Raw genomic sequence first — 22945 nt, 5'->3', positions numbered from 1 at the left:
GTCCCGCGTTCGAGCCCCCAGACCCGGGGTGCACGCTCGCGCCGACTCGGCTGCCTGCGGGTGCACGCTTACGCCGACTCGGCTGCCTGCCAGTGCACGCAGGCGCCGACTCGGCCCCCTGGGGGCGCACGCTCGCGCCGACTCAGCCCCCTGGGGGCGCACGCTCGCGCCGACTCAGGTGAGCTGGTCGACCACGGTGGCGCCGGCCGGGGACCCCGCGACCGGACGACGGGTGGTGCCGCGACCGCGGGGGGCGGGTCGGCGGAGCAGGGAGCGGGCAAGCCAGAGCGCCGCGAGCCGGGTCGGCCGGCTCGAGGTCGCGGCGAGGGCCTCGCGCAACGTCTCGACGTCCAGCCGCAGACCGGTGGTGTCGGGCGGGGGCGCGGACGGCGCGTAGCGGCTCACCTCGACCGCGCCGACGAGGCGGTCGAGCGCGTCCCCGACACGGCCGGCGCCGGTGTCGGGCGCCTGCTCCAGCGGCGGACCCACGACGCGGCGCACCTCGGCCGGTGACCGGTCGGACGGCCAGGTGCGTCCGTGGTCCACCACGGTGTCGGCCAGCTCGGCCCACGCCGCCTCCACCGGGTCCCGCGCCCACCGGCGCCGGCTGCGGGCCGTGCGCAGGCCGCGCGGACCGGCCGCGAGGCCCGCGACGAGGAGCAGCCCACCGGCCCACGACAGCACCGCGGCGACGTCGACGCCCTCGCGGCGCGTGGCGCTGCCGGTCCCCGTGGTGGGCGCCCGGGACGTCGCGCCCGCGCCCCCGGGGTCCTCGCCGAGGTCCGGTGCCTGCTCGCTGCCCTGCCCGGGGGTGACCTCGGGGACCTCCTGGGCGCCCGTCACCCCCTGCGTGTACGACGGCACGTCGGCGGCCCGCCCGGCCGGCGTCGGCTCGAAGCGGACCCAGCCCGCGCCCGGGAAGAACAGCTCGGGCCACGCGTGGAGGTCGTTGGAGGAGTACTCCCACACGCCGCCGTCGTCGACCTGCTCGGGCTGCAGGAACCCGACCGCGACCCGCGCCGGGATCCCGAGGCTCCGGGCCATCACGGCCATCGCCGAGGCGAACTGCTCGCAGTAGCCCGTCCGGCCCTCGGGGGTGTCGGAGAGGAACGCCAGCAGGGCGTCCGACCCGTTGCCGGGCTCGACGCTCAGGTCGTAGGTGAACCCGCCGTCGCGGCGGAACCACTGCTGCAGCGCCACCGCCCGGCCGAAGTCGTCGTCGGCGCCCGAGGTCGCGGCCCGCGCGAGCTGCACCACCTCGAGCGGCAGGTCGGAGGGCAGGTCGCGGAACTCCGCGCCGACCGCGGTGGTCCCGGGGTCGGACAGGGCCAGCCGCTCCGGGTCGAGCTCGAGGTCCAGCGCGGTGGTCTCGTAGGACAGCCCGGCGGTGGTGAGGTCGTCCTCGGCGGCGATGTAGTCGCGGGTGGTCTCGTCGTACTTCCACGCCCCCTGCGCCCGCACCCCCGCCGCGGGGTACGGCGCGGGCAGCCACGTCGACGCGAACTCGTCGGTGACGTCGATGCGCCAGTCCTCGGTGGTGCGCGGCACGTCCGCGGCCACCCCGACCGGCTCGGGCTGCGCGCCGCGCGCCAGCTGGGAGTCGGGCAGGTCCCGGTCGCCGCTGGTCCACGCGTTGTCGCTGAACCGGTTCAGCACCGAGATCCGCAGGTACGACGGGTCCGGGTCGTCGGTGGTGACCTGCAGCAGGGGCGTGTCCCGAGGCCGGCGCAGGTCGCGGTTCAGGTCCGCCATGGGGTTGTCCAGCGTGATCTCGTCGGTGCCGTCGCCGGGGCCCGGCCCGTCGAGCACGGCGAGCCCGAGGGTCGGCACCAGGAGGGGCACCCCGACCGCGAGGGCGGTGGCGGCGGTCCCGATGCCGAGGGCGGTGCCGCGCACGCCGCCGGTCCGCACCCCGAAGCCGGCCGCATCCGCGGCGCCCGGCCCGCCCGGGGCGCCGGACGCCCCGGCGGAGGGCGCGTCCCACCGGTCCAGCTCGGCCTCCGTGTGCTGGTAGAGCATCGACACGAAGCCGGCCGCGGGGAGGGCGAAGACCCACCAGGCGACGCCGCCGCCGAGCATGCTGACCGGCAGCGTGTAGACGGTCAGCAGCGGCAGGCCCGCCAGCGGCACGCGGCGCAGGGTGCAGGCCGTGACGTCGACCAGCAGCAGGCAGGCGGTGGCGGCGACGAGCAGCAGGGGCTCGACGGGCGGCACGTCCCCCGCGACCGGGGCGGCGTAGACGACCGCGCTGTCGGCCGCCTGCACGAGCACGTCGCGGGCGACGCCCAGCGTGGCCGGCCCGGGCACCCACGCGCCGGTGAGGTCGCGCAGGACGCCGAGACCGGCGACCACCAGCTGCGCCAGCACGACGACAGGCGAGGGCAGCGCGGCGAGCCGGCCCAGCGTGCCGGTGACGGCCACCGCCAGACCCACCACGAGCAGCGGCACCAGGAACCGGTCGGCGTTCTCGGTGAAGCCGCGCCAGGCGAGCACCGCGGTCCACGTCGTCAGCATCGCCGTCAGGGAGAGACGCAGGTCGCGGCCCGCGCTCACGGCCCCACGGGCCCGGCCCCTCACCGGCCGGCCCCCGGCCCGGGCCCCGGGGCCGTCGCCCCCGCGAGCGGGCGGTCGGCGAGGGCGCCGCCGGGGCGGCCGAGCCGCGCCCAGGTGCGCGCGAGCGGCTCGGACGGCGTCAGCTCGGCCCACCGCCACCCCTGGGTCGCCAGCAGGGCGCGGGTGGGGGTGGTGCGGGTCGGGGCGTCGCCCCACGGGGCGAGGTCCACGGGCAGGGCCAGGGCGGTGCCGGCGTGGTGGCGCAGGCGTCGCAGGGCCGGGGCGTCGGTGATCTCGGTGCCTGCGAGCACCGCGACCACGATGCCCCCGCGGGTGGTGTCGGTCAGCCACGACTCGTCGAGGCGGGGCCGCTGGGTGGGCACGAGCACGGCCAGCGCCTCGAGGGCGGCGGTGGGGTCGGCACCGCGGTCGCGGCCGGGGGAGGACGCGGGCGCGTCCGGGCCGAGCGGCCCGTCGGCGCTCACGAGGCGCACGGTGTAGCCGCGCCGGGTGAGGTGCGCGACGACGGAGGCGGCAGCGGCGACCGCGACCTCGAGCGACGACGCCGCGCCCTGGCCGCGGTGCGCGCGGAGACGGTTGTCCACCACCACGCTGGCGCGCGGCTGCCACGGCTGCTCCTCGCGGCGCACCATGAGCTCGCCGGTGCGCGCCGAGCTGCGCCAGTGCACGCGGCGCAGGTCGTCCCCGCGGCGGTAGTCCCGGACGGTGACGTCCTCCGCGCTGCCGGAGGCCGAGGGACGGGGCCGGTCCTCGCCGGACCCCGACGTGGCCCCGCCGAGGGGGACCGGGGGCAGGGGCACGACGGGCGGCACGACGGTGAGGGTCGCCGCGGAGCGGAACGAGCGACCGATCTCGACGAGCCCGAAGGGGTCGCCGACGCGGACGTCCATCGGCCCCACGGCGTAGCGCCCGCGGACGCCGGGCCGCAGGGGGTAGGTCACGTGGCGGCGCCAGCCGTGCCCGATCCCCTCCAGCAGGAACCGGGGTCGCGAGCCGAGCGCGTGCGGGACCTGGTCCTCCATCAGCATCACCCCGGTCGGGGTGCGGCCGGCGTTGGTGAGCACCAGGTCCACCCGGGCCGACTCGCCGACGGTCACGGTCGCGGGGGTGACGGTGCGCTCGAGCGTCAGCCGGTAGCGCCCCCGCCCCACGACGAGCGCGGCGAGCAGCGGCAGGACGGCGACGAGGACCCCGACCCGGGTGAGGGCGGGCTGGCCGAGCACGACGGCGCACAGCACGGCGGTCGCGCCGGCGGCCACGAACGCCCGCCCACGGACCGTCAGCCCCCGCAGCGCCTCGCGCACCGCTCAGCGACCGTGCTCGGGGGCCGGGACGGGCACCTCGGCCAGCAGGCTGCGCACGACGTCGGTCGACCCACGTCCGGCCATGGTGGCGTCGACGGCCGGGATCAGCCGGTGGGCCAGCACGGGGACGGCGAGGGCCTGGACGTCGTCGGGCAGGACGTAGGCGCGGCCGTGCACCGCCGCGCGGGCGCGGGCGGCGCGCACCAGGTGCAGCGTCGCGCGCGGGGAGGCCCCGAGGGCCAGCTCACGGGAGGCGCGGGTGGCCCCGACCAGGGCGACGACGTAGCGCTGGACCGCGGGGGAGACGTGCACCGCGGCCGCGATGGCCACCAGCTTGCGGATCTCGCCGGCGTCCGTGACGGGCTCCAGGTCGTCGAGGGGGTCGGCCGCGGCGTGGCTCGCGATCATCGCCAGCTCGGCCGCCTCGACCGGGTAGCCGACGGAGAGCTGCGCCATGAAGCGGTCGCGCTGGGCCTCGGGCAGCGCGTAGGTGCCCTCCATCTCGACCGGGTTCTGCGTCGCGATCACCATGAACGGCGCCTGCAGCCCGTACGTCGTGCCGTCGACCGTGACCTGGCGCTCCTCCATGCACTCCAGCAGGGCCGACTGCGTCTTGGGCGAGGCGCGGTTGATCTCGTCGCCGACCACGAGGTTGGCGAAGATGCCGCCGGGGCGGAACTCGAAGGCGCGGGTCTCCTGGTTGAACACCGAGACGCCCGTGACGTCGGAGGGCAGCAGGTCCGGGGTGAACTGGATGCGGCGGACGCTCGCGTCGATGCTGCGGGCCAGCGCCTTGCTCAGCATCGTCTTGCCGACTCCCGGCACGTCCTCGAGCAGCAGGTGACCCTCGGCGAGCAGGACCACCAGCGCCGCCGTCACCACCTCGGACTTGCCCTCGATGACCCGCTCCACGTTGGCGCGCACGCGGTCCGTGACCGCCGTGAGGGTGGCGATGTCGGCGCTGCCCACCGCGGCGGGGGTCCCCGCCGTCGCCGTCGTCGTCGCTGCCGCGCCGTCCACTCGCTGTCTCCTCGTCCCCGTCGAGCCGACGAGGACGGCCGGCGCCCCACGGCCCGGGCGGCGTCCTCGTGCCTCACACCGTAGACGGCCTCCCCACGTCGTCCCCAGCGTTCCGGGCCCGCGGCCCACCACCGGCGCCGGGAATCCCTCCACGGCCCTCCACCGCACCCCCACCACGCCCCCGGGAGGCCGTGGAGCCCGCCACGGCGGGGGATCCGGGCGGTGGCCCGCGGGGACGGCGCAGCCCGCACTGCCCCGAAAAAGGCGCGAGAGGGCCGTGTTCTGGTTGACGGTGGAGGAAAGTGGTCTAGAGTGGAGCGCAGTGGAGGAACGGTGATCGGAGGAGCCCGATGTTCTTCGGGAACTTCACACCGAAGCTGGACGACAAGGGCCGGCTGATCCTCCCGGCGAAGTTCAGGGACGACTTCTCGGAGGGAGTGGTGATGGTCAAGGGCCAGGAGCGGTGCGTGAACCTGCTGACGATGGCGGAGTTCGAGGCCGTCGCCAGCCGGCTCCGCGAGGCGTCCATGACCAACAAGAGCACCCGCGACTACGTCCGCGTGCTGTTCGCCGCGGCGTACGACCAGGTGCCCGACAAGCAGGGCCGCGTGTCCGTGCCGGCGCACCTGCGCGAGTACGCCTCGCTCGACCGCGACGTCGTGGTCAACGGCGCCATGGACCGGGTCGAGATCTGGGCGCCCGACGCCTGGAGCAGCTACTCGGCCGAGCAGGAGCAGAAGTTCGCCGAGCTGAGCGACGAGGTCTTCCCCGGCATCTGAGCGCCGGGGCCACGCACGGCACGACCAGCACGACCAGCACGACCAGCACGACCAGCACCACCGGCACGACCAGCACCACCACAACAGCACAGCGGGAGCGCAGGACGAGGCCTCTGGCCCGCCCGCCGGACCATCTGACGCACCTTCCCCGGTGTCAGACGGCCCCCGGGGGCGGGCAAGGGACCTGGCCCGGCGCTCCCGCTCGTACGTCCAGCGAACGCAGCACCGGGAGGGGGTCGAGGGTGAGCACCGTGCGACGCGGCAGCCCCACGCGGACCGCCCCGGCGACGACCGTCGGCCCCGGTCTCCGCCGGGTCCGTCAGCAGGCCCGCGACGCGGTCGTCGTCATGGCCCTCTCGGCAGCCACCTCGACCGCCCTGGTCGGCGGCCTGCTCCTCGTCCTCTCGGTCGGGCGGTAGGCCCGTGACCGGGGTCCCCACCGCCGCGGGGAGCGAGCCCCGGCACGAGCCGGTCCTCCTGGCCCGCGTGCTGGAGCTGCTGGCCCCCGCGCTCGAGCGACCCGGCGCCGTGCTCGTCGACGGCACCCTCGGTCTCGGCGGTCACAGCGAGGCGGCGCTCGCCGCCTTCCCCGCCGCCCGCGTCGTGGGCATCGACCGCGACCCGGCGGCGCTGCGGCGCGCCGGGGAGCGTCTCGCGCCCTACGGCGAGCGCTTCACCGGCGTCCACGCGACCTACGACGAGCTGCCGGAGGTGCTCGCCGACCTCGACCTGCCCGCGCGGGGCGGCGTCGACGCCGTGCTGCTCGACCTCGGGGTGTCGTCGATGCAGCTCGACGTCCTCGACCGCGGCTTCGCCTACCGGGCCGACGCGCCGCTCGACATGCGGATGGACCCCGACGGCGCGGGCCGCACCGCCGCCGACGTCCTCAACACCTACGCGGCCGCCGACCTCGCCCGCGTGCTCAGCCGCTACGGCGAGGAGAAGTTCGCGCGGCGCATCGCCGACGCCGTCGTCCGGGCTCGTGCGGTCGAGCCGTTCACCACCTCGGGGCGCCTCGTCGAGCTGCTGTACGACGCGATCCCGGCGCCGGCGCGGCGGACCGGGGGACACCCCGCCAAGCGCACCTTCCAGGCGCTGCGCATGGAGGTCAACGACGAGCTCGGCGGCCTCGAGCGCGTGCTCCCCGCGGCCCTCGCGGCGATCCGCGTCGGCGGCCGCGTCGTCGTCGAGTCCTACCACTCCGGCGAGGACCGTCTCGTCAAGCGCGCGTTCACCGACGCCACCACCACCGTCGCCCCGCCCGACCTGCCGGTCGTCCCGTCCGAGCTGCAGCCCGGCCTGGTCGCCGTCACGCGCGGCGCCGAGCAGGCCGACGCCGACGAGGTGGCCCACAACCCGCGCGCGGCCTCGGTCCGGCTCCGCGCCGTCGAGCGCACCGGTCCCGACCCGCAGCGCAGCCCCCAGCGTGGCTCCGGCCGCGCCCGCCCCACCCGTCAACGCCCGGACCACCGCGCCCCAGGAGGCCCCCGATGAGCACCCCCGCGCCCCTGCCCGAGTCCCGGCCCGGCCTGCGCACCACGCCCGCCCCGGGCCGACCGCGCCGTCCCCTGGTCGTCGCCCCGCGCGTGCGCCCCCGCCCCCCGCGGGTGCCGTTCGTCGTCGTGGTCGCGCTGACCGCGCTCGGCGGCGTGGTCGGGCTGCTGCTGTTCAACACCTCGATGCAGCAGGCCTCCTTCGCGGCCAGCTCGCTCGAGCAGCAGGCCACGGCCCTCGCCGCCCGCGAGCAGGGCCTGCAGATGGAGCTGGAGTCGATGCGCGACCCCCAGCGCCTCGCGCGCGCCGCCCGCGACGCCGGGATGGTGCCCGGGGGAGCGACCTGCTTCCTCTCGCTGCCCGACGGCTCCACCTCGGGGCCGTGCACCGCTGCGACCCCCGAGGACGCGCGCCGCATCGAGCCGCAGCCCGCGCCGCGCCCCGCCGTGCTGACCCCCGAGCCCCGCTACGTCGACCCGCCGGCCGAGCAGAACCAGGTCGGGCGCAACTCCTCCGGCGACACGGCCCGCGGTGCCGACGCCCCCGGCTCGCTCGCGGCCAGGATGGACGGACGCAGCGACCGCGGCTGAGCGGCCCGCACCACCCGCACCCGACCCGCACCCGACCCGCACCACCCAGGAGGCCCCGTGCCGCACGACCGCCAGCGACTCCGCCCGGCCCGGTCGTCCTCCGCGCGCCCGCCGACCAGGAGTCGCCGGGGTCGCGCGCACGTCCGGCTGCGCGTCGGCCTGGTCCTGATCACGATGGTGCTCTCGGTGCTCGCCGCCCGCCTCGTGCAGCTGCAGGGTCTCGACCCCGGCTCGTACGCCGAGATGGCCGCCGCCGAGGGCACCGTCGACATGGTGCTGCCCGCCGAGCGCGGCGAGATCCTCGACCGCAACGGCGTCGCGCTGGCCAGCTCGGTCGACGGGATGATGGTCATCGCGGACCCCCAGCTGACCGAGGAGAACGCGACCGAGCTCGCGACCCTGTTCTCCGAGCGGCTCGACGTCGACTACTTCGACACCCTCGCCCAGCTGCGCGACACCGAGTTCCGGTTCCGCTACGTCGCCCGCCGCGTGCCCTCCACGCTGGCCCAGGAGACCCTCGACGTCATCGACGAGGCGGGCTACGACGGGATCACGCTGCAGCAGGACCCGGTCCGCGACTACCCGGCCGGCGACGTCGCGGCCAACCTGGTCGGCTTCCTCGGCGCGGACGAGAAGCCCCGCCTCGGCATGGAGCTCACCTTCGACGGACTGCTGCGAGGCAGGGACGGCGAGGCGCGCTACACCAGCGGCGCCGGCAACCGGATCCCCCTCGGCGAGAACAGCACGACCGACCCCATCGACGGCCGCGACCTGCGGCTGACGATCGACCGCGACGTGCAGTGGACCGTCCAGCGCGAGCTGCGCAACGCCGTCGAGGACGCCCGCGGCGACTCCGGGGTCGCGGTCGTCATGGACACCCAGTCCGGCGAGGTGCTGGCCCTCGCCGACCACCCGACGTTCGACGCCTCGCAGCCCTCGCTGTCGCCCAAGGAGGACTACGGCTCCCGCGCCCTCAGCGACGTCTACGAGCCGGGCTCGGTGCTCAAGGTGATGACCGTCGCCGGTCTCCTCGACGCCGAGGAGGTCACGCCCACCACCCGGATCACCGTGCCCTCCGAGCTCGACAGCGGCGACAGCGTGATCGGCGACTACTGGGACCACGGCACCCTGCGGCTGACCGTCGCCGGCGCGATCTCGCAGTCCTCCAACATCGGCACGGTGCTCGCGGCCCGCCGGATGTCGCCCACCGCGCTGCACGACTACCTCACCGGCTTCGGGCTGGGCAGCGTCACCGGCGTCGGGGTCCGCGGCGAGTCCGCCGGCATCCTGCCGGACGCGGCCACCTGGACCCCGATGGCGGCCGACCGCATCGCCTTCGGCCAGTCGGTCTCGGTCAACGCGCTGCAGATGACGGCGGCCGTCAACACCATCGCCAACGGCGGCGTCCACGTCGACCCCAGCCTCGTCGAGGGCCGCGCCACCACCGACGCGGGCGAGGCCGTCGGCACCGAGCAGTCCACCTCCGAGCGGGTCGTCTCCGAGGTCGCGGCCCGCCAGACCTCCGACATCCTCGAGCAGGTCGTCGACCCCGACGAGGGGGTGGCCCCGGGTGCGGCCGTCCCCGGCTACCGGGTGGCCGGCAAGACCGGGACCGCGCAGCGGGTCAACCCCGAGTGCCAGTGCTACGACGGCACGTTCACCGTCTCCTTCGGTGGCTTCGCGCCCGCCGACGACCCGCGCTTCACCGTCTACGTCGCCGTCCAGAACCCCCGCAACGGCGGCGGCGGCGGCTCCGTGGGCGGCCCGGCGTTCTCACGGATCATGGGCGCCGTGCTGCGTCACTACGCCGTGCCGCCGACCGGGTCCCGGCCCGCCAGGCTGCCGATCGAGTGGTGACCTCGCCCGGTCCGGGCGTGGGAGGGGCCGGCCCCGACGACGGGCCGGATAACCTCACCGGGTGGTGAGCGAGGAGCAGCGTCGGGAGGCCCTGCGGGCGACCCGACCGCGGTCCGTGACCCCCGTGCCGCTGGCGTCCGTCGTGACCCGGCTGGCCGCGGACGGAGCGGCGCCGGAGACGACCGGGCCCGTCGGGACGGACGGGTCCGACGGGGCCGACGGGTCCGACGGGTCCGACGGGGCCGACGGGGTGAGCGTCACGGGCGTCACGCTGTCCACCCAGCGCGTGCTGCCCGGCGACCTGTACGCCGCGCTGCCCGGCACCCGCGCCCACGGCGCGGACTTCGCCGCGCAGGCCCTCGCGGCCGGCGCGGTGGCGGTGCTGACCGACGCCGACGGCGCCGCGCGGCTCGCCGCCCTCCCCGGCGGGGTCGCCGACGACCTGCCCGTCGTGGTGGTCGCCGACCCGCGACGGGTGCTGGGATCCGTCGCCGCGCAGGTGTACGGCGACCCCGCGGGGCGGCTGACGCTGGTCGCGGTCACCGGCACCCAGGGCAAGACCACCACCACCCGCCTCGCGACCTCCGCGCTCGAGGCGGCCGGGGTGCGCTGCGCGGCCATCGGCACGGTCGGCACCCGCGTCGCCGGCCGCGACCTCGCCACCAGCCTGACCACCCCCGAGGCGCCCGACCTGTTCGCGCTGCTGGCCCGGATGGCGGAGGAGGAGGTGGCGGTCTGCGTCATGGAGGTCTCCAGCCACGCCCTCGTGCTCGGCCGCGTCGACGGCGTCGTCTTCGACGTCGCCTGCTTCACCAACCTCGGGCGCGACCACCTGGACTTCCACCCGACCGTCGAGGACTACTACCGCGCCAAGGCCTCGCTGTTCACCCCCGCGCGCGCCCGGCTCGCCCTGGTCGCCGTCGACGACGAGCACGGCCGGCGCCTGGCGGGGGAGACCACGCTGCCGGTGCGGACCCTCTCCGCCGCCGGCCGCGACGCGGACTGGCGCGCCGCGGACGTGCGCTCCGACGCCGCCGGCTCGTCGTTCACGCTGGCGGGCCCGGACGACCTGCGGCTCGCCACCGGGGTCGGGCTGCCCGGCGCCTTCAACGTGGCCAACGCCCTCACCGCCCTCGCCGCGATCGCGGAGGCCGGGCTCGACGTCGCCGGCGCCGCCGCCGCCCTGCCCACCGCCGGCGGCGTGCCCGGACGCTTCGAGCGCGTCGAGGCCGGCCAGGACTTCACCGTCGTCGTCGACTACGCCCACAAGCCCGACGCCGTCGAGGCCGCCCTGGCCGCGATGCGGACCCTCACCGCCGGGCGGCTCCTCGTCGTCCTCGGCGCCGGCGGCGACCGCGACCCCGGCAAGCGCGAGCTGATGGGCGAGGTCGCCTCCCGCCTCGCCGACGTCGTGGTGGTCACCGACGACAACCCCCGCAGCGAGGACCCCGCGGAGATCCGTGCCGCCGTGCTCGCCGGCGCCCGCGCGGGCGACGCCGAGCTGCTCGACGTCGGCGACCGCCGCGAGGCCGTGCGCCGGGCGCTCGCGCTCGCGCGGAGCGGCGACGTGGTCGTCGTCGCCGGCAAGGGCCACGAGACCGGCCAGGAGGTCGCGGGGGTGGTCCATCCCTTCGACGACCGGGTCGTGGTGGCCGAGGAGCTCGGCGCCCTGGCCGGGAGCCGCCCGTGATCGCCCTGGGCCTGCGCGAGCTCGCGGGCGTCGTGGGCGGGCGGCTCGCTGACGCGACCGGCGACGAGGTCGTCACGGGCGCCGCCACCCTCGACAGCCGCGAGGTCCCCGCCGGCGGCCTGTTCGTGGCGATGGCCGGCGAGCACGTCGACGGCCACGACTACGCCGTCGGCGCGCACGCGGCCGGCGCGGCCGCCGTGCTGGCCGAGCGCGCGACGGGTGCCCCGTCGGTCCTCGTCGACGACGTCACCGCGGCCCTCGGCCTGCTCGCCCGCCACGTCCGGGACCGGCTGCCCGACGCGACCGTGCTCGCGCTGACCGGCAGCCAGGGCAAGACCGGCACGAAGGACTACCTCGCCGCGGTCCTGGACCACGCGGCCCGCGCCGCGGGACGCACGGGGCCCGACGTGACCGTCGCCACACGTGGCAACCTCAACAACGAGCTGGGCGTCCCCCTCACCGTGCTGCGCGCGACCGAGGACACCCGCCACCTCGTGGTCGAGATGGGCGCCCGCGGCGTGGGCCACATCCGGCTGCTGTGCGACGTCGCCCGGCCCGACGCCGCCGCCGTGCTCAACGTCGGCTCCGCCCACCTCGGCGAGTTCGGCTCCGTCGAGGCCATCGCGCAGGCCAAGGGCGAGATCGTCGAGCAGCTGGCCCCGACGGGCACGGCGGTCCTCGCGGCCGACGACCCGCGGGTCGCCCCGATGGCCTCCCGCACCCGGGCCCGCGTGCTGAGCTTCGGCGGGCCCGGCGCCGACGTCGCGGGCGAGGTGCTCACCACCGACGACCGCGGACGCGCGACGTTCGCGCTGACCCACGCGGGCGCGACCCACGAGGTCGCGCTCGCGCTGCCCGGCCGCCACCAGGTCGCCAACGCCACCGCGGCGGTCGCCCTCGCGCTCGCCGCCGGCGCGGACCTCGCCGAGGCCGCCGCGGGCCTGCGCGCCGCCCGCCCGGACTCGCGCTGGCGCATGGAGGTCGCCGAGCGCGCCGACGGCGTCACCGTCGTCAACGACGCCTACAACGCCAACCCCGCCTCGGTCCGCGCCGCGCTCGACACCCTCGCCGACATGACCGCCTCCGGGCGTCGCGGCGTCGCCGTCCTGGGGGAGATGAAGGAGCTCGGCGACGGCGCGGCACAGGCCCACCACGAGGTCGGGGCGCACGCCGGCCGACGGGGCGTCGCGGTCGTCGTCGCGGTCGACGCCGAGGCCGGGGGACCGGCCGCCGGCCTCGCGGACGGCGCCGAGCGCGCCGGGGCCCGGGTGGTGCGCACGGCGGGCCGCGACGAGGCCACCGCGTGGGTGCGCCAGAATGTCCTGCCCGGCGACGTCGTGCTCGTCAAGGCCTCGCGCGGCGTGGCCCTCGAGCACCTCGCCCAGGCGCTGCTCGACACACCGGCACCGACGACCAAGGAGGGCGATCTCGGGTGAGGGCGATCCTCCTCAGCGGCGGCCTGTCGCTCATCCTGTCCCTGCTCGGCACGCGGGTCGCCATCTCGGTGCTCTCCGCGAAGGGCTACGGCCAGGAGATCCGCGACGACGGGCCCACCAGCCACCACACCAAGCGCGGCACCCCCACCATGGGCGGGATCGTCATCATCCTGGCGTCGGTGCTCAGCTACTTCGTGGCCAAGCTGGTCACGGGCTCGCTGCCCTCCGCCTCGGCGCTGCTGCTGATCTTCCTGTTCGTCGGGATGGGCCTCGTGGGCTTCCTCGACGACTTCATCAAGATCTACAAGCAGCGTTCGCTGGGCCTGCGCAGCAAGGCCAAGATGGTCGGCCAGACGTTCGTCGCGCTCGCCTTCGGCGTGCTCGCGCTGTCGCCGTGGCTGGCCGACGAGAACGGCCGGACGCCGGCGTCGCAGAAGATCTCGTTCATCCGGGAGATCGACTGGCTGACGCTGCCGTCCGTGCTCGCGGTGCTGCTGATCTGGTTCATCATCGCCGGCACCAGCAACGCCGTGAACCTCACCGACGGCCTCGACGGCCTCGCCACCGGCGCCTCGGTGATGGTGTTCGGCGCCTACACGCTCGTGAACATCTGGCAGAACAACCAGTTCTGCCAGTCCACCCCGTCGGGGTCCTGCTACAACGTCCGCGACCCGCTCGACCTGGCCGTCGTCGCGGCGGCGATCACGGGGGCCTGCTTCGGCTTCCTGTGGTGGAACGCCTCGCCGGCCGCGATCTTCATGGGCGACACCGGGTCCCTCGCCCTGGGCGGGGCGCTCGCCGGTCTCGCGATCCTCACCCGCACCGAGCTGCTGCTGGTGATCCTCGGCGGGCTGTTCCTGGTCGTGACGCTCTCCTCGATGATCCAGGTCTCGGTGTTCAAGGCCAGTCGCTCGAGCGCCGCCTTCCGCAAGGTCTTCCGCGTCCAGCCCGGCCACCGGGTCTTCCGCATGGCGCCCCTGCACCACCACTTCGAGATGCTCGGCTGGGAGCAGGTGACGGTGGTGATCCGCTTCTGGATCATCACGGGCCTGTGCGTCGTCGTCGGCCTCGGCATCTTCTACGCCGAGTGGGTCGTCAATGTCTGAGCCCGGGCGCTCGCGCGTCGAGGGGCTGCGCCGCGGCGACGACTGGGACGGCGTCCGCGCGGTCGTCGCCGGGTTCGGGGTGTCGGGCTTCGCCGCGGCCGACAACCTCACCCACATCGGCGCGCAGGTCACCGCCCTCGACGACCGACGCACCGACGCGCTCGGCGAGCGCGCCGAGCTGCTCGGGGTCCTCGGCGCCGACGTGCGCCTGGGCCCCGGCTCCACCGCGGCGCTCCCCGACGACGCCGACGTGCTCGTCGTCTCGCCCGGCTGGCGCCCCGACGCGCCCCTGCTCGCCCAGGCGGCCGCCCGCGGCGTCCCCGTGTGGAGCGAGGTCGAGCTCGCCTGGCGGCTCCGCGACGCGGGCCCCGACGGCCGACCGGCCCCCTGGCTGGCGGTGACCGGCACCAACGGCAAGACCACGACGGTGCGGATGCTCGAGTCGATCCTGCGCGCCGCGGGCCTCACGACCGTCGCGGCCGGCAACGTCGGGCTGCCGCTGACCGAGGCCGTCATGGACCCCACGCCGTACGACGTGGTGGCGGTCGAGCTCTCCAGCTTCCAGCTGCACCACACGCGCAGCGTCGCGGCGCAGGCCGCGGTGTGCCTCAACGTCGCCGAGGACCACCTCGACTGGTACCCCGACATGGCGGCCTACGCCGCCGACAAGGGCCGCGTGTACGCCGGGGTCGAGCGGGCCTGCGTCTACAACCTCGCCGACCCCGTCACCGAGCGGCTGGTGCGCGAGGCCGACGTCGTCGAGGGGGCGCGGGCGGTCGGGTTCACGCTCGGCACCCCGGGCGTCGGGATGGTCGGGCTGGTCGAGGACATCCTCGCCGACCGGGCGTTCGTCGCCGAGCGGGCCACGAGCGCCGCCGAGCTGTGCACCGTCGACGACCTGTTCTCCCCGGCGCCGCACGTGGTCGAGGACGCGCTCGCCGCCGCGGCGCTGGCCCGCGCCCACGGCGTCGAGCAGGCCGCCGTCCGCGACGGGCTGCGCGCCTTCCGCCCCGACGGCCACCGCATCGCCGTCGTCGCCGAGGGCGACGCGGGCCGCGGCGTGCGCTGGGTCGACGACTCCAAGGCCACCAACCCCCACGCGGCCCGGTCCTCGCTCCTGGCCCACGACCCCGTCGTGTGGGTCGCGGGCGGCCTGGCGAAGGGCGCCCGCTTCGACGACCTCGTGCGCGACGTGGCCGGCCGGCTGCGGGGCGCCGTGCTGCTCGGCCGCGACCGCCACGTGATCGCGGCCGCTCTCGCGCGACACGCGCCTGAGGTCCCCGTCGTGGAGGTCGGGGACGGCGAGACTTCTGCACGAGGTGGCCCCATGGGCCGCGCGGTCGAGGCCGCGGCGCACCTCGCCCGCCCGGGCGACACGGTGCTCCTGGCCCCGGGGTGCGCGTCGATGGACCAGTTCACGGACTACGCCGCGCGGGGCGACGCCTTCGCCGACGCGGTGCGCGAGCACCTCGCGCACCCGCCAGAGCCAGACACAGACTGAGGCCGACCGGCCCGGGGAGGGGACACCGATGACCGCCCTGGACCCGGGAGTCGGACGGCTGCGGGCCGGGGCCCGCGCCCCGCTCAGCTGGTGGCGCGCGATCCGCCAGACGCTGGACCGGCCGCTCGCCGTCTACTACCTGCTCCTCGGCGCCGCCGGGCTCCTGCTGACCATCGGCCTGCTGATGGTGCTGAGCGCCTCGAGCGTCTACTCCTACAACGTCCACGACCGGAACTCCTACGCCGTGGTCACCCGCCAGCTGATGTGGGTGGTGATCGGGCTCCCGTGCGCGATCGTCGCCTCCCGGATGCCGCTGCGCGCCGTGCGCTGGCTGGCGTGGCCGGCGCTGGTGGTCGCGATCGTGCTGCTGGCGCTGACCCAGACGCCGCTGGGTGCGACGGTCAACGGCAACACCAACTGGCTCGTGCTCGGTCCGGTGCAGATCCAGCCCTCGGAGATCGCCAAGCTCGCGGCCGTGCTGTGGGCGGCCCACGTGTACGCCCTCAAGGAGCGTCGACTGGGCGACCTGTCGCACGTGCTGGTCCCCGTCGTCCCGGTCCTGGGCATGATCACCCTGCTCGTGGTCTGGCAGCGCGACCTCGGCACCGCCCTGGTCCTCGCCGCCATCCTGCTGGGGATGCTGTGGGTCGTGGGGGCCCCCGGCCGGCTGTTCGCGGTGTCGTTCGCCGTGATCGCCTCGCTCGCGCTGTGGCTCGCCTCCACGAGCGCGGAGCGGCGCAAGCGCCTGCTCAACTTCACCGACCCGTTCGCCGACTTCCACGACGCCGGCTGGCAGCCCGCCCACGGCCTGTACGCGCTGTCGAGCGGCGGCGTCCTCGGCCAGGGGATCGGGGCCAGCCAGCAGAAGTGGGGCTACCTGCCCGAGGCCCACACCGATTACATCTTCGCCGTGCTCGGCGAGGAGCTGGGCCTCGTCGGCACCCTGCTCGTGCTCGGCCTGTTCGCCACGATCGCGTTCGCGGCGATCCGCATCGCCACCACCACCGACGAGCCGTTCGTGCGCTACGCCAGCTTCGGCATCGTGGTGTGGCTGCTCGGGCAGACGATCATCAACCTCGGGATGGTGCTCGCGCTGCTGCCGGTGATCGGCATCCCCCTGCCCCTCGTCTCGTACGGCGGGTCGGCCCTGCTGCCCTCGCTCGTCGCGCTCGGGCTGCTGATCGGCTTCGCGCGGCGCCAGCCCGAGGCGGCCCGCGCGCTCGCGGAGCGCCGCCCGGCCCGGGGTCGGGCACGGGCCTCGGCGCGCGCCGGGGCTCGGTAGGGTCGCACGGATGCCTGACGAGTCCCGCCCGGCGCCGACCGGCACCCGCGTCCTGCTGGCCGGCGGCGGCACCGCCGGTCACACCTCCCCGCTGCTCGCGACCGCCGACGCGCTGGTGCGCCTGGACCCCGCGGTCGTCGTGACCTGCGTGGGGACCGCCCGCGGGCTCGAGACCCGCGTCGTTCCCGCCGCCGGCTACCCCCTCGAACTCATCCCGCCGGTGCCGCTGCCGCGGTCGCTGTCCACCGAGCTGGTGAAGGTCCCCGCGCGGCTGCGCGGCGCCGTGCGCGAGGCGCGCGCGGTGCTGGACCGCGTCGACCCGCACGTCGTGGTCGGCTACGGCGGCTACGTCTCCCTGCCCGTCTACCTGGCCGCGCGCCGCCGCGGGACGCCGGTGGTCGTGCACGAGCAGAACGCGGTGCCGGGGCTCGCCAACAAGGTCGGCGCCCGCCGGGCCGCCCGCGTCGCCGTCAGCTTCCCCGACACCCCGCTGCCGCGTGCCGAGCTGGTGGGGCTCCCGATCCGCCGGCTGGTCTCGACGCTCGACCGCGCGGCGCTGCGCGCCGAGGCGCGCGCCCACCTCGGCCTCGACCCCGACCGCCCGACGCTGCTGGTGACCGGTGGCTCCCAGGGCGCGCGACGGCTCAACACCGCCGTCACCGGCGCGGCGGCGGCCCTCGCCGAGGCCGGCGTGCAGGTGCTGCACGTGGTCGGCCCCAAGAACGTGCAGGACGTCACCGCCCCCGCGCGGGCCGCCGGCGAGCCGCCGTACGTGGTGCTGGGCTACGTCGACCGGATGGACCTGGCCTACGCGGCCGCCGACCTCGTAGTGTGCCGTGCCGGCGCCTCGAGCGTCACGGAGGCCGCGGCGGTCGGGCTGCCCGCCGTGTTCGTGCCGCTGCCGATCGGCAACGGCGAGCAGGAGCACAACGCCCGCGCCGTCGTCGACGACGGAGGAGCCCTCCTGCTCGGCGACGCCGCGATGGGGCCCGAGTGGGTCGCCGCCGAGGTGCCCGCGCTCCTGACCGACCCCGCCCGCCTCGCGGCCATGGGCGCCGCGGCGGGGCGCCGCGTCCCCCGCGACGCCGACGAGCGGCTCGCGCGCATCGTGCTCGAGACCGCCCGCACCGGGAGCCCGTCGTGAGGGTCCCGGTCCCCGACGAGATCCTCCCCGCCGACGCGCTGGGCCGGGTCCACCTCGTCGGCATCGGGGGGGCCGGCCTGTCCGGCATCGCCCGGATCCTGCTCGCCCGCGGGGTGGAGGTCTCCGGCAGCGACGGCGCCGACTCACCCACCCTGGCGGCGCTGCGCGCCGCCGGCGCCACCGTGCACCTCGGCCACGACGGGGCCCACCTCGACCACCTCGGCCCCGACGACACGGTCGTGGTCTCGACCGCGGTCCGCGAGACCAACCCCGAGGTGGTGGAGGCGACCCGCCGCGGGCTGCGGCTGCTGCCCCGCTCCGCCGCGCTGGCGGCGGTCATGGCCGGGCGGCGCGTGGTGGCGGTCGCCGGCACCCACGGCAAGACCACCACGACCTCCCTGCTGACCGTGGCCCTGCGCGCCGCGGGCGCGGACCCGACCTACGCCGTGGGCGGCGACCTCGCCGACACCGGCACCAACGCGGCCGAGGGCACCGGGACGGAGTTCGTCGCGGAGGCCGACGAGAGCGACGGGGCGTTCCTCGTCTACTCCCCGCACGCCGCGGTCGTCACCAACGTGGAGGCCGACCACCTCGACAGCTGGGGCACCGAGGAGGCCTACCGCGCGGCCTTCGAGGACTTCCTCGACCGCATCGACCCGGAGGGCTTCTGCGTGCTGGTCGTCGACGACCCGGGTGCCGCGCACCTGGCGGACGTCGCCGAGGCCCGCGGGCTGCGCACGGTGCGGGTGGGGGAGTCCGACGGTCCCGACCCCCGCCTCGACGTCCGGGCCTCCGGGCTGCGCTTCGCGGGACGCACCTCGACGTTCACGGTCCACGACGGCGACGTCGCCCTCGGGGAGGTCGAGCTGCAGATCCCCGGACGCCACTACGTCCTCGACGCCCTGGCCGCGCTCGCCTGCGGGCTGCGGCTGGGGCACGACCCGGACGCCCTGCGCGCCGGGCTCGCGTCGTTCACCGGCACCCGACGCCGGATGGAGCACCTCGGCAGCCGCGGCGGGGTCGCGGTCTACGACAGCTACGCCCACCACCCGGCCGAGATCGCCGGCGACCTGCAGGCGGCCCGGGCCGTGGCGGGGTCCGGGCGCGTGCTGGTCGTCTTCCAGCCCCACCTGGTCTCTCGCACCCGCCTGCTCGGCGTCGAGATGGGCCGCGCCCTCGGGCTCGCGGACGACGTGGTCGTGCTCGACGTCTACCTCGCCCGCGAGGACGCCGACCCGGCCGTCACCGGGGCCCTCGTCGCGGGCGCCGTCCCGCTGGCCGCCGACGCCGTGGTCCACGAGCCGGACCGCGACGCCGCCGTCGCCCGGCTGGTCGACCGGGCCCGCCCCGGCGACCTCGTGCTGACCCTCGGCGCCGGTGACGTCACCGCGCTGGCCCCGGTCCTGCTCGCGGCGCTGCCCGAGGGCCCCGAGGAGGCCGCCGACCCGGAGGGGACCGGTCGTGGCCCGGCCTGAGGAGCGCCGGTTCTCCCGGCGTCGCTGGGCGCGACGCCTCGCCGCCTGGCGCACCACGCTGGCCCTGGCCGCGGTGGCGGTCGTCGTGGGGGTGACGGTGTGGGTCGTCGGCTGGTCGCAGGTGCTCGCCGTCGAGGGCGTCGAGGTGACGGGCGCCGACGAGGTGCTCAGCGCGGACGGCGTCCGAGCGGCCGCCGACGTCGAGGCGGGGCAGCCGCTGGCCCGGGTCGACCTCGACCGCATCGAGGCCCGGGTGGAGGCGCTGGCCGCCGTGCGCGACGCCGACGTCTCGCGCCAGTGGCCCCACGAGGTGCGCATCGAGGTGACCGAGCGCGAGGCCGTGGCCCTCGTCCGCATCGGCGACAGCGTGCGGGGCATGGACACCGAGGGCGTCGCCTTCCGCACCTACGAGGGGCGCCCGCCGGACCTCCCGCGCGTCGACACGAGCGCCTCGGTCGCCACCGAGGCGCTGCGCGAGGCCGCCGCCGTGGTCACCGCCATGCCGGTCGGGCTCTCCGAGCAGGTGGAGTCCGTGAGCGTGGAGTCGGTGGACGCGATCTCGCTGATCCTGCGGGACGGGCGCACCGTGCGGTGGGGGAGCGCCGAGGCCTCCGGGCAGAAGGCCGCCGTCCTCGCCTCCCTGCTGCGCCGCGACGCCCTGGCCTTCGACGTCAGCGTGCCGGGCGACCCGACCAGCTGCGCCGACCCCGGCTGCGTCTGAGAACGGACCCGTCCCGGCCCGTCCCGGCCTGTCCCGATACTGCCCGGGACGGCAGTGACGGGTGTGGTTCGGGCGTGTCGGTCGCGACCGGGCGCCGTCCGCCCCTACCGTAGAGTCACTCGAGGTTGACATAACTATAACCCTCAGGTTGAGGGTTAGGCTCATCGCTCGACCAGACCGCAGACCGACAGACAGCGTCCCGGCACGAGGCCGGGAGTGACCAGCGAGAGGCGACATCGCCGTGGCAGCACAGAACTACCTGGCCATCATCAAGGTCGTCGGCATCGGCGGGGGCGGGGTGAACGCCGTCAACCGGATGATCGAGGTCGGGCTCAAGGGCGTCGAGTTCATCGCCATCAACACCGACGCGCAGGCGCTGCTGATGAGCGACGCCGACGTCAAGCTCGACATCGGTCGCGAGCTCACCCGCGGCCTCGGCGCCGGCGCCAACCCGGAGGTCGGCGGTCAGGCCGCCCAGGACCACGCCGACGAGATCGAGGAGGTCATGAAGGGCGCCGACATGGTGTTCGTGACCGCCGGCGAGGGCGGTGGCACCGGCACCGGTGGCGCCCCCGTGGTCGCGAAGATCGCCCGGGGCCTCGGCGCCCTGACGATCGGTGTCGTGACCCGCCCCTTCGCCTTCGAGGGCCGTCGCCGGGCCAACTCCGCGGAGGAGGGCATCGCCGCCCTCCGCGAGGAGGTCGACACCCTCATCGTGATCCCCAACGACCGGCTGCTGTCGATCAGCGACCGCAACGTCTCGGTGCTCGACGCCTTCAAGCAGGCCGACCAGGTCCTCCTCCAGGGCGTCTCGGGCATCACCGACCTGATCACCACCCCGGGCCTGATCAACCTCGACTTCGCCGACGTGAAGTCCGTCATGGCCAACGCCGGCTCCGCCCTCATGGGCATCGGCTCCGCCCGCGGCGAGGACCGCGCCGTCGCCGCCGCGGAGATGGCCGTCTCGTCGCCGCTGCTCGAGGCCTCGATCGACGGTGCCCACGGCGTGCTGCTGTCGATCGCCGGCGGCTCCGACCTCGGCCTGTTCGAGATCAACGAGGCCGCGGCGCTGGTGGCCGAGTCCGCGCACGGCGAGGCCAACATCATCTTCGGGGCCACCATCGACGACGCGCTCGGCGACGAGGTCCGGGTGACGGTGATCGCCGCCGGCTTCGACGGCGGGATGCCGAAGCGTCGCGACGACGGCAACGTGCTGCGTCGTACGCCGCCCCCGCAGCAGCGCGCCCGCACCGAGGACGCCGGCTCGCGCCCCGCGCCCTCCGGGGGTGGGGCCACGGCCTCGCGCCCGGCGGCGCCGGCACCGGCCGAGCGCCCCTCGAGCCCGCCGCCCGCGCCGCGGGAGGCGCAGCGTCCGGCGCCGAGCCAGACCTCGGCGGCCCCCGCCGGCGGTGCCGCACCCGCCGACGAGCGCGCCGAGACCGCCCGACCGGCGCCGAAGCCGGTGGAGTTCGACGACGACGAGCTCGACGTCCCCGACTTCCTCAAGTAGGGGTGTACGCGCTGAGCGACTCCTGGCCCGAGGGGGCGGGCGGGCTCGGTGTCGAGGTGCGCTTCACCGACGCCGAGATCGACCTCCAGGGCGTGCGGCCGGGCTTCGCCGCCGCGCTCGCCGCCGTAGAGGCCGACACCGGGCGCTGCTTCGCCCGCCTCACCCAGGTGCACGGCGACGTCGTCCACGCGGTGACGACGCCGCCGGGCCCCGGACCGCGTGACGACGTGCCCGTGGGCGACGCCCTCGTCACCGACCTGCCGGGCGCCGGGCTGATGGTCCGCGTGGCCGACTGCGTGCCCGTCGTCCTGGCCGACACCGCGACCCCGGTCGTGGCCGTGGCCCACGCCGGGCGCGAGGGCGTCCGGCTCGGGGTCGTCGCCCGGACCGTCGAGGCGATGCGGGACCGCGGGGCCACCGGGCCGCTGCGGGCCTGGGTGGGACCCCACGTCTGCGGGTCCTGCTACGAGGTCCCGGCGGCGATGCGCGACGAGGTCGCGGCGGTCGTGCCCGCCACGCGCGCCACGACCCGCGACGGCACCCCCGCCCTCGACCTGGGTGCCGGGGTGCGCGCCCAGCTGGAGGCCGCCGCCGTCGAGGTCGTCGCCGTCGGCGGCTGCACCCGGGAGGACCCGGACCTGCACTCCCACCGACGCGACGGCGCGGCGTCGGGCCGTCTGGCCGGGCTCGTGTGGACACGATGAGCGGCCGCGAGGCCGAGCTCGCCGAGCGGCTCGCGGTCGTGCGCGGCCGGATCGCCGACGCCTGCGCCCTCGCCGGGCGCGCGCCCGGCGAGGTCACGCTGGTCGTCGTCACCAAGTTCTTCCCCGCCTCCGACGTGCGGGTCCTCGCCGGCCTCGGGGTCACCGACGTGGGGGAGAACCGTCACCAGGAGGCCGAGGCCAAGGCGGCGGACTGCGCGTCCGAGGGGCTGCGGTGGCACATGCTCGGCGGGCTGCAGAGCAACAAGGCCGCCGCGGTCACCCGGTGGGCCCACGTCGTCGAGTCCGTCGACCGCGCCAAGCTCGTGGGTCGTCTCGACGGCGGGGCCGCCGAGCACGCCGCCGACCGCGGGGGAGCCCCGCTCGAGTGCCTGGTCCAGGTCAGCCTGGACGCCCCGGGCGCCGGGAGCGCGCGCGCCGGGGTGGAGCCCGGCGGGCTCGCCGGGCTCGCCGCCCGGGTCGCGGACACCGAGCACCTGCGCCTGGCCGGCCTGATGGCGGTCGCGCCGACCGACGTCGAGCCGGCCCGGGCCTTCGAGGAGCTCGCGCGCGTCCGCGAGACGCTGCTCGCCGAGCACCCCGACGCACGCGTCCTGTCCGCGGGCATGAGCGGCGACCTCGAGGAGGCGATCGCGGTCGGCGCGACACACGTGCGTGTCGGTCGCGCGGTCCTCGGGGAGCGGCCCCCGAACCAGTAGTGTCCTGATCACGATCGGCGTCCGAGGTGGGCGCAGGAGCAC

Annotated in this window: 19 protein-coding genes; 16 read left to right on the top strand and 3 right to left on the bottom strand. The window is 76.3% G+C overall.

Annotated features, from left to right (window positions below; all coding sequences use genetic code 11):
* Positions 1–174: 174 nt before the first annotated feature.
* The 3 genes from ABD158_RS05970 to ABD158_RS05960 are packed head-to-tail and all read right to left on the bottom strand — an operon-like array spanning position 175 to position 4898.
* Entirely contained in the window at positions 175–2553 is a 2379-nt protein-coding gene (locus ABD158_RS05970) for a transglutaminase TgpA family protein (protein ID WP_344005051.1), read from the bottom strand.
* A gap of 20 nt (positions 2554–2573) precedes the next feature.
* Positions 2574–3878, bottom strand: coding sequence for a DUF58 domain-containing protein (locus ABD158_RS05965; RefSeq protein WP_344005049.1), 1305 nt, complete (start codon positions 3876–3878; stop codon positions 2574–2576).
* Between the two features lie 3 nt (positions 3879–3881).
* The gene (locus ABD158_RS05960) at positions 3882–4898 is read right to left on the bottom strand and encodes an AAA family ATPase (protein ID WP_425573151.1); all 1017 of its coding nucleotides are present in this window, start codon (positions 4896–4898) and stop codon (positions 3882–3884) included.
* 350 nt (positions 4899–5248) lie between these two features.
* Here ABD158_RS05960 and mraZ point away from each other — a divergent pair, with 350 nt between their 5' ends.
* From mraZ to ABD158_RS05880, 16 genes are all read left to right on the top strand, one after another.
* Entirely contained in the window at positions 5249–5677 is a 429-nt protein-coding gene (mraZ, locus tag ABD158_RS05955) for a division/cell wall cluster transcriptional repressor MraZ (protein WP_344005046.1), read from the top strand.
* 242 nt (positions 5678–5919) lie between these two features.
* Positions 5920–6096 carry a hypothetical protein gene (locus ABD158_RS05950; protein WP_344005044.1) on the top strand — a complete coding sequence of 59 codons (177 nt, stop codon included), beginning with the start codon at positions 5920–5922 and terminating at the stop codon, positions 6094–6096.
* A 4-nt stretch (positions 6097–6100) separates the two neighbouring features.
* Positions 6101–7171, top strand: a complete 1071-nt coding sequence (rsmH, locus tag ABD158_RS05945) for a 16S rRNA (cytosine(1402)-N(4))-methyltransferase RsmH (RefSeq protein ID WP_344005041.1) — start codon at positions 6101–6103, stop codon at positions 7169–7171.
* The gene (ftsL, locus tag ABD158_RS05940) at positions 7168–7761 is read left to right on the top strand and encodes a cell division protein FtsL (RefSeq protein WP_344005038.1); all 594 of its coding nucleotides are present in this window, start codon (positions 7168–7170) and stop codon (positions 7759–7761) included. Before rsmH ends, ftsL begins: the two co-directional genes overlap by 4 nt.
* Positions 7762–7818: 57 nt before the next feature.
* Complete coding sequence (locus tag ABD158_RS05935) at positions 7819–9618, top strand: peptidoglycan D,D-transpeptidase FtsI family protein (RefSeq protein ID WP_344005035.1); 1800 nt, start codon at positions 7819–7821, stop codon at positions 9616–9618.
* Between the two features lie 64 nt (positions 9619–9682).
* Positions 9683–11308 carry a UDP-N-acetylmuramoyl-L-alanyl-D-glutamate--2,6-diaminopimelate ligase gene (locus tag ABD158_RS05930; protein ID WP_344005032.1) on the top strand — a complete coding sequence of 542 codons (1626 nt, stop codon included), beginning with the start codon at positions 9683–9685 and terminating at the stop codon, positions 11306–11308.
* Entirely contained in the window at positions 11305–12744 is a 1440-nt protein-coding gene (locus tag ABD158_RS05925; RefSeq protein WP_344005030.1) for a UDP-N-acetylmuramoyl-tripeptide--D-alanyl-D-alanine ligase, read from the top strand. Before ABD158_RS05930 ends, ABD158_RS05925 begins: the two co-directional genes overlap by 4 nt.
* The gene (gene mraY, locus ABD158_RS05920) at positions 12741–13850 is read left to right on the top strand and encodes a phospho-N-acetylmuramoyl-pentapeptide-transferase (protein WP_344005027.1); all 1110 of its coding nucleotides are present in this window, start codon (positions 12741–12743) and stop codon (positions 13848–13850) included. The genes ABD158_RS05925 and mraY overlap by 4 nt, the downstream gene beginning before the upstream one ends.
* Positions 13843–15351 (top strand): UDP-N-acetylmuramoyl-L-alanine--D-glutamate ligase, encoded by a 1509-nt coding sequence (gene murD / locus ABD158_RS05915; RefSeq protein ID WP_344005024.1) that lies wholly within the window; start codon positions 13843–13845, stop codon positions 15349–15351. The genes mraY and murD overlap by 8 nt, the downstream gene beginning before the upstream one ends.
* 28 nt (positions 15352–15379) lie before the next feature.
* Positions 15380–16633 carry a putative lipid II flippase FtsW gene (ftsW, locus tag ABD158_RS05910; protein ID WP_344005021.1) on the top strand — a complete coding sequence of 418 codons (1254 nt, stop codon included), beginning with the start codon at positions 15380–15382 and terminating at the stop codon, positions 16631–16633.
* Positions 16634–16643: 10 nt separating this feature from the next.
* Positions 16644–17777, top strand: a complete 1134-nt coding sequence (gene murG / locus ABD158_RS05905) for an undecaprenyldiphospho-muramoylpentapeptide beta-N-acetylglucosaminyltransferase (protein WP_344005019.1) — start codon at positions 16644–16646, stop codon at positions 17775–17777.
* A complete protein-coding gene (gene murC / locus ABD158_RS05900) occupies positions 17774–19252 on the top strand; it encodes a UDP-N-acetylmuramate--L-alanine ligase (protein WP_344005016.1) in 1479 nt (492 codons plus the stop codon). The genes murG and murC overlap by 4 nt, the downstream gene beginning before the upstream one ends.
* Complete coding sequence (locus ABD158_RS05895; RefSeq protein ID WP_344005013.1) at positions 19239–19973, top strand: cell division protein FtsQ/DivIB; 735 nt, start codon at positions 19239–19241, stop codon at positions 19971–19973. Before murC ends, ABD158_RS05895 begins: the two co-directional genes overlap by 14 nt.
* A 235-nt stretch (positions 19974–20208) precedes the next feature.
* Complete coding sequence (gene ftsZ / locus ABD158_RS05890; RefSeq protein ID WP_344005314.1) at positions 20209–21483, top strand: cell division protein FtsZ; 1275 nt, start codon at positions 20209–20211, stop codon at positions 21481–21483.
* Between the two features lie 2 nt (positions 21484–21485).
* The gene (locus tag ABD158_RS05885; protein ID WP_344005011.1) at positions 21486–22187 is read left to right on the top strand and encodes a purine nucleoside phosphorylase YfiH/LACC1 family protein; all 702 of its coding nucleotides are present in this window, start codon (positions 21486–21488) and stop codon (positions 22185–22187) included.
* On the top strand, positions 22184–22903 hold the full coding sequence (locus ABD158_RS05880; protein WP_344005009.1) for a YggS family pyridoxal phosphate-dependent enzyme: 720 nt from the start codon (positions 22184–22186) through the stop codon (positions 22901–22903). Before ABD158_RS05885 ends, ABD158_RS05880 begins: the two co-directional genes overlap by 4 nt.
* Positions 22904–22945: the final 42 nt, after the last annotated feature.

The sequence above is a fragment of the Nocardioides lentus genome (assembly GCF_039529515.1).
In the GTDB taxonomy this organism is placed as follows: domain Bacteria; phylum Actinomycetota; class Actinomycetes; order Propionibacteriales; family Nocardioidaceae; genus Nocardioides; species Nocardioides lentus.
Note: the sequence above shows the minus strand (reverse complement) of the source record. Positions and strands in the feature narration are given on the sequence as shown.

Bases quoted from the DNA above. Each gene is read 5' to 3' on its own strand.
- murD (WP_344005024.1), top strand. From the start codon at position 13,843: ATGTCTGAGCCCGGGCGCTCGCGCGTCGAGGGGCTGCGCCGCGGCGAC.
- mraZ (WP_344005046.1), top strand. From the start codon at position 5,249: ATGTTCTTCGGGAACTTCACACCGAAGCTGGACGACAAGGGCCGGCTG.
- ABD158_RS05880 (WP_344005009.1), top strand. From the start codon at position 22,184: ATGAGCGGCCGCGAGGCCGAGCTCGCCGAGCGGCTCGCGGTCGTGCGC.
- ftsW (WP_344005021.1), top strand. From the start codon at position 15,380: ATGACCGCCCTGGACCCGGGAGTCGGACGGCTGCGGGCCGGGGCCCGC.
- ftsL (WP_344005038.1), top strand. From the start codon at position 7,168: ATGAGCACCCCCGCGCCCCTGCCCGAGTCCCGGCCCGGCCTGCGCACC.
- murG (WP_344005019.1), top strand. From the start codon at position 16,644: ATGCCTGACGAGTCCCGCCCGGCGCCGACCGGCACCCGCGTCCTGCTG.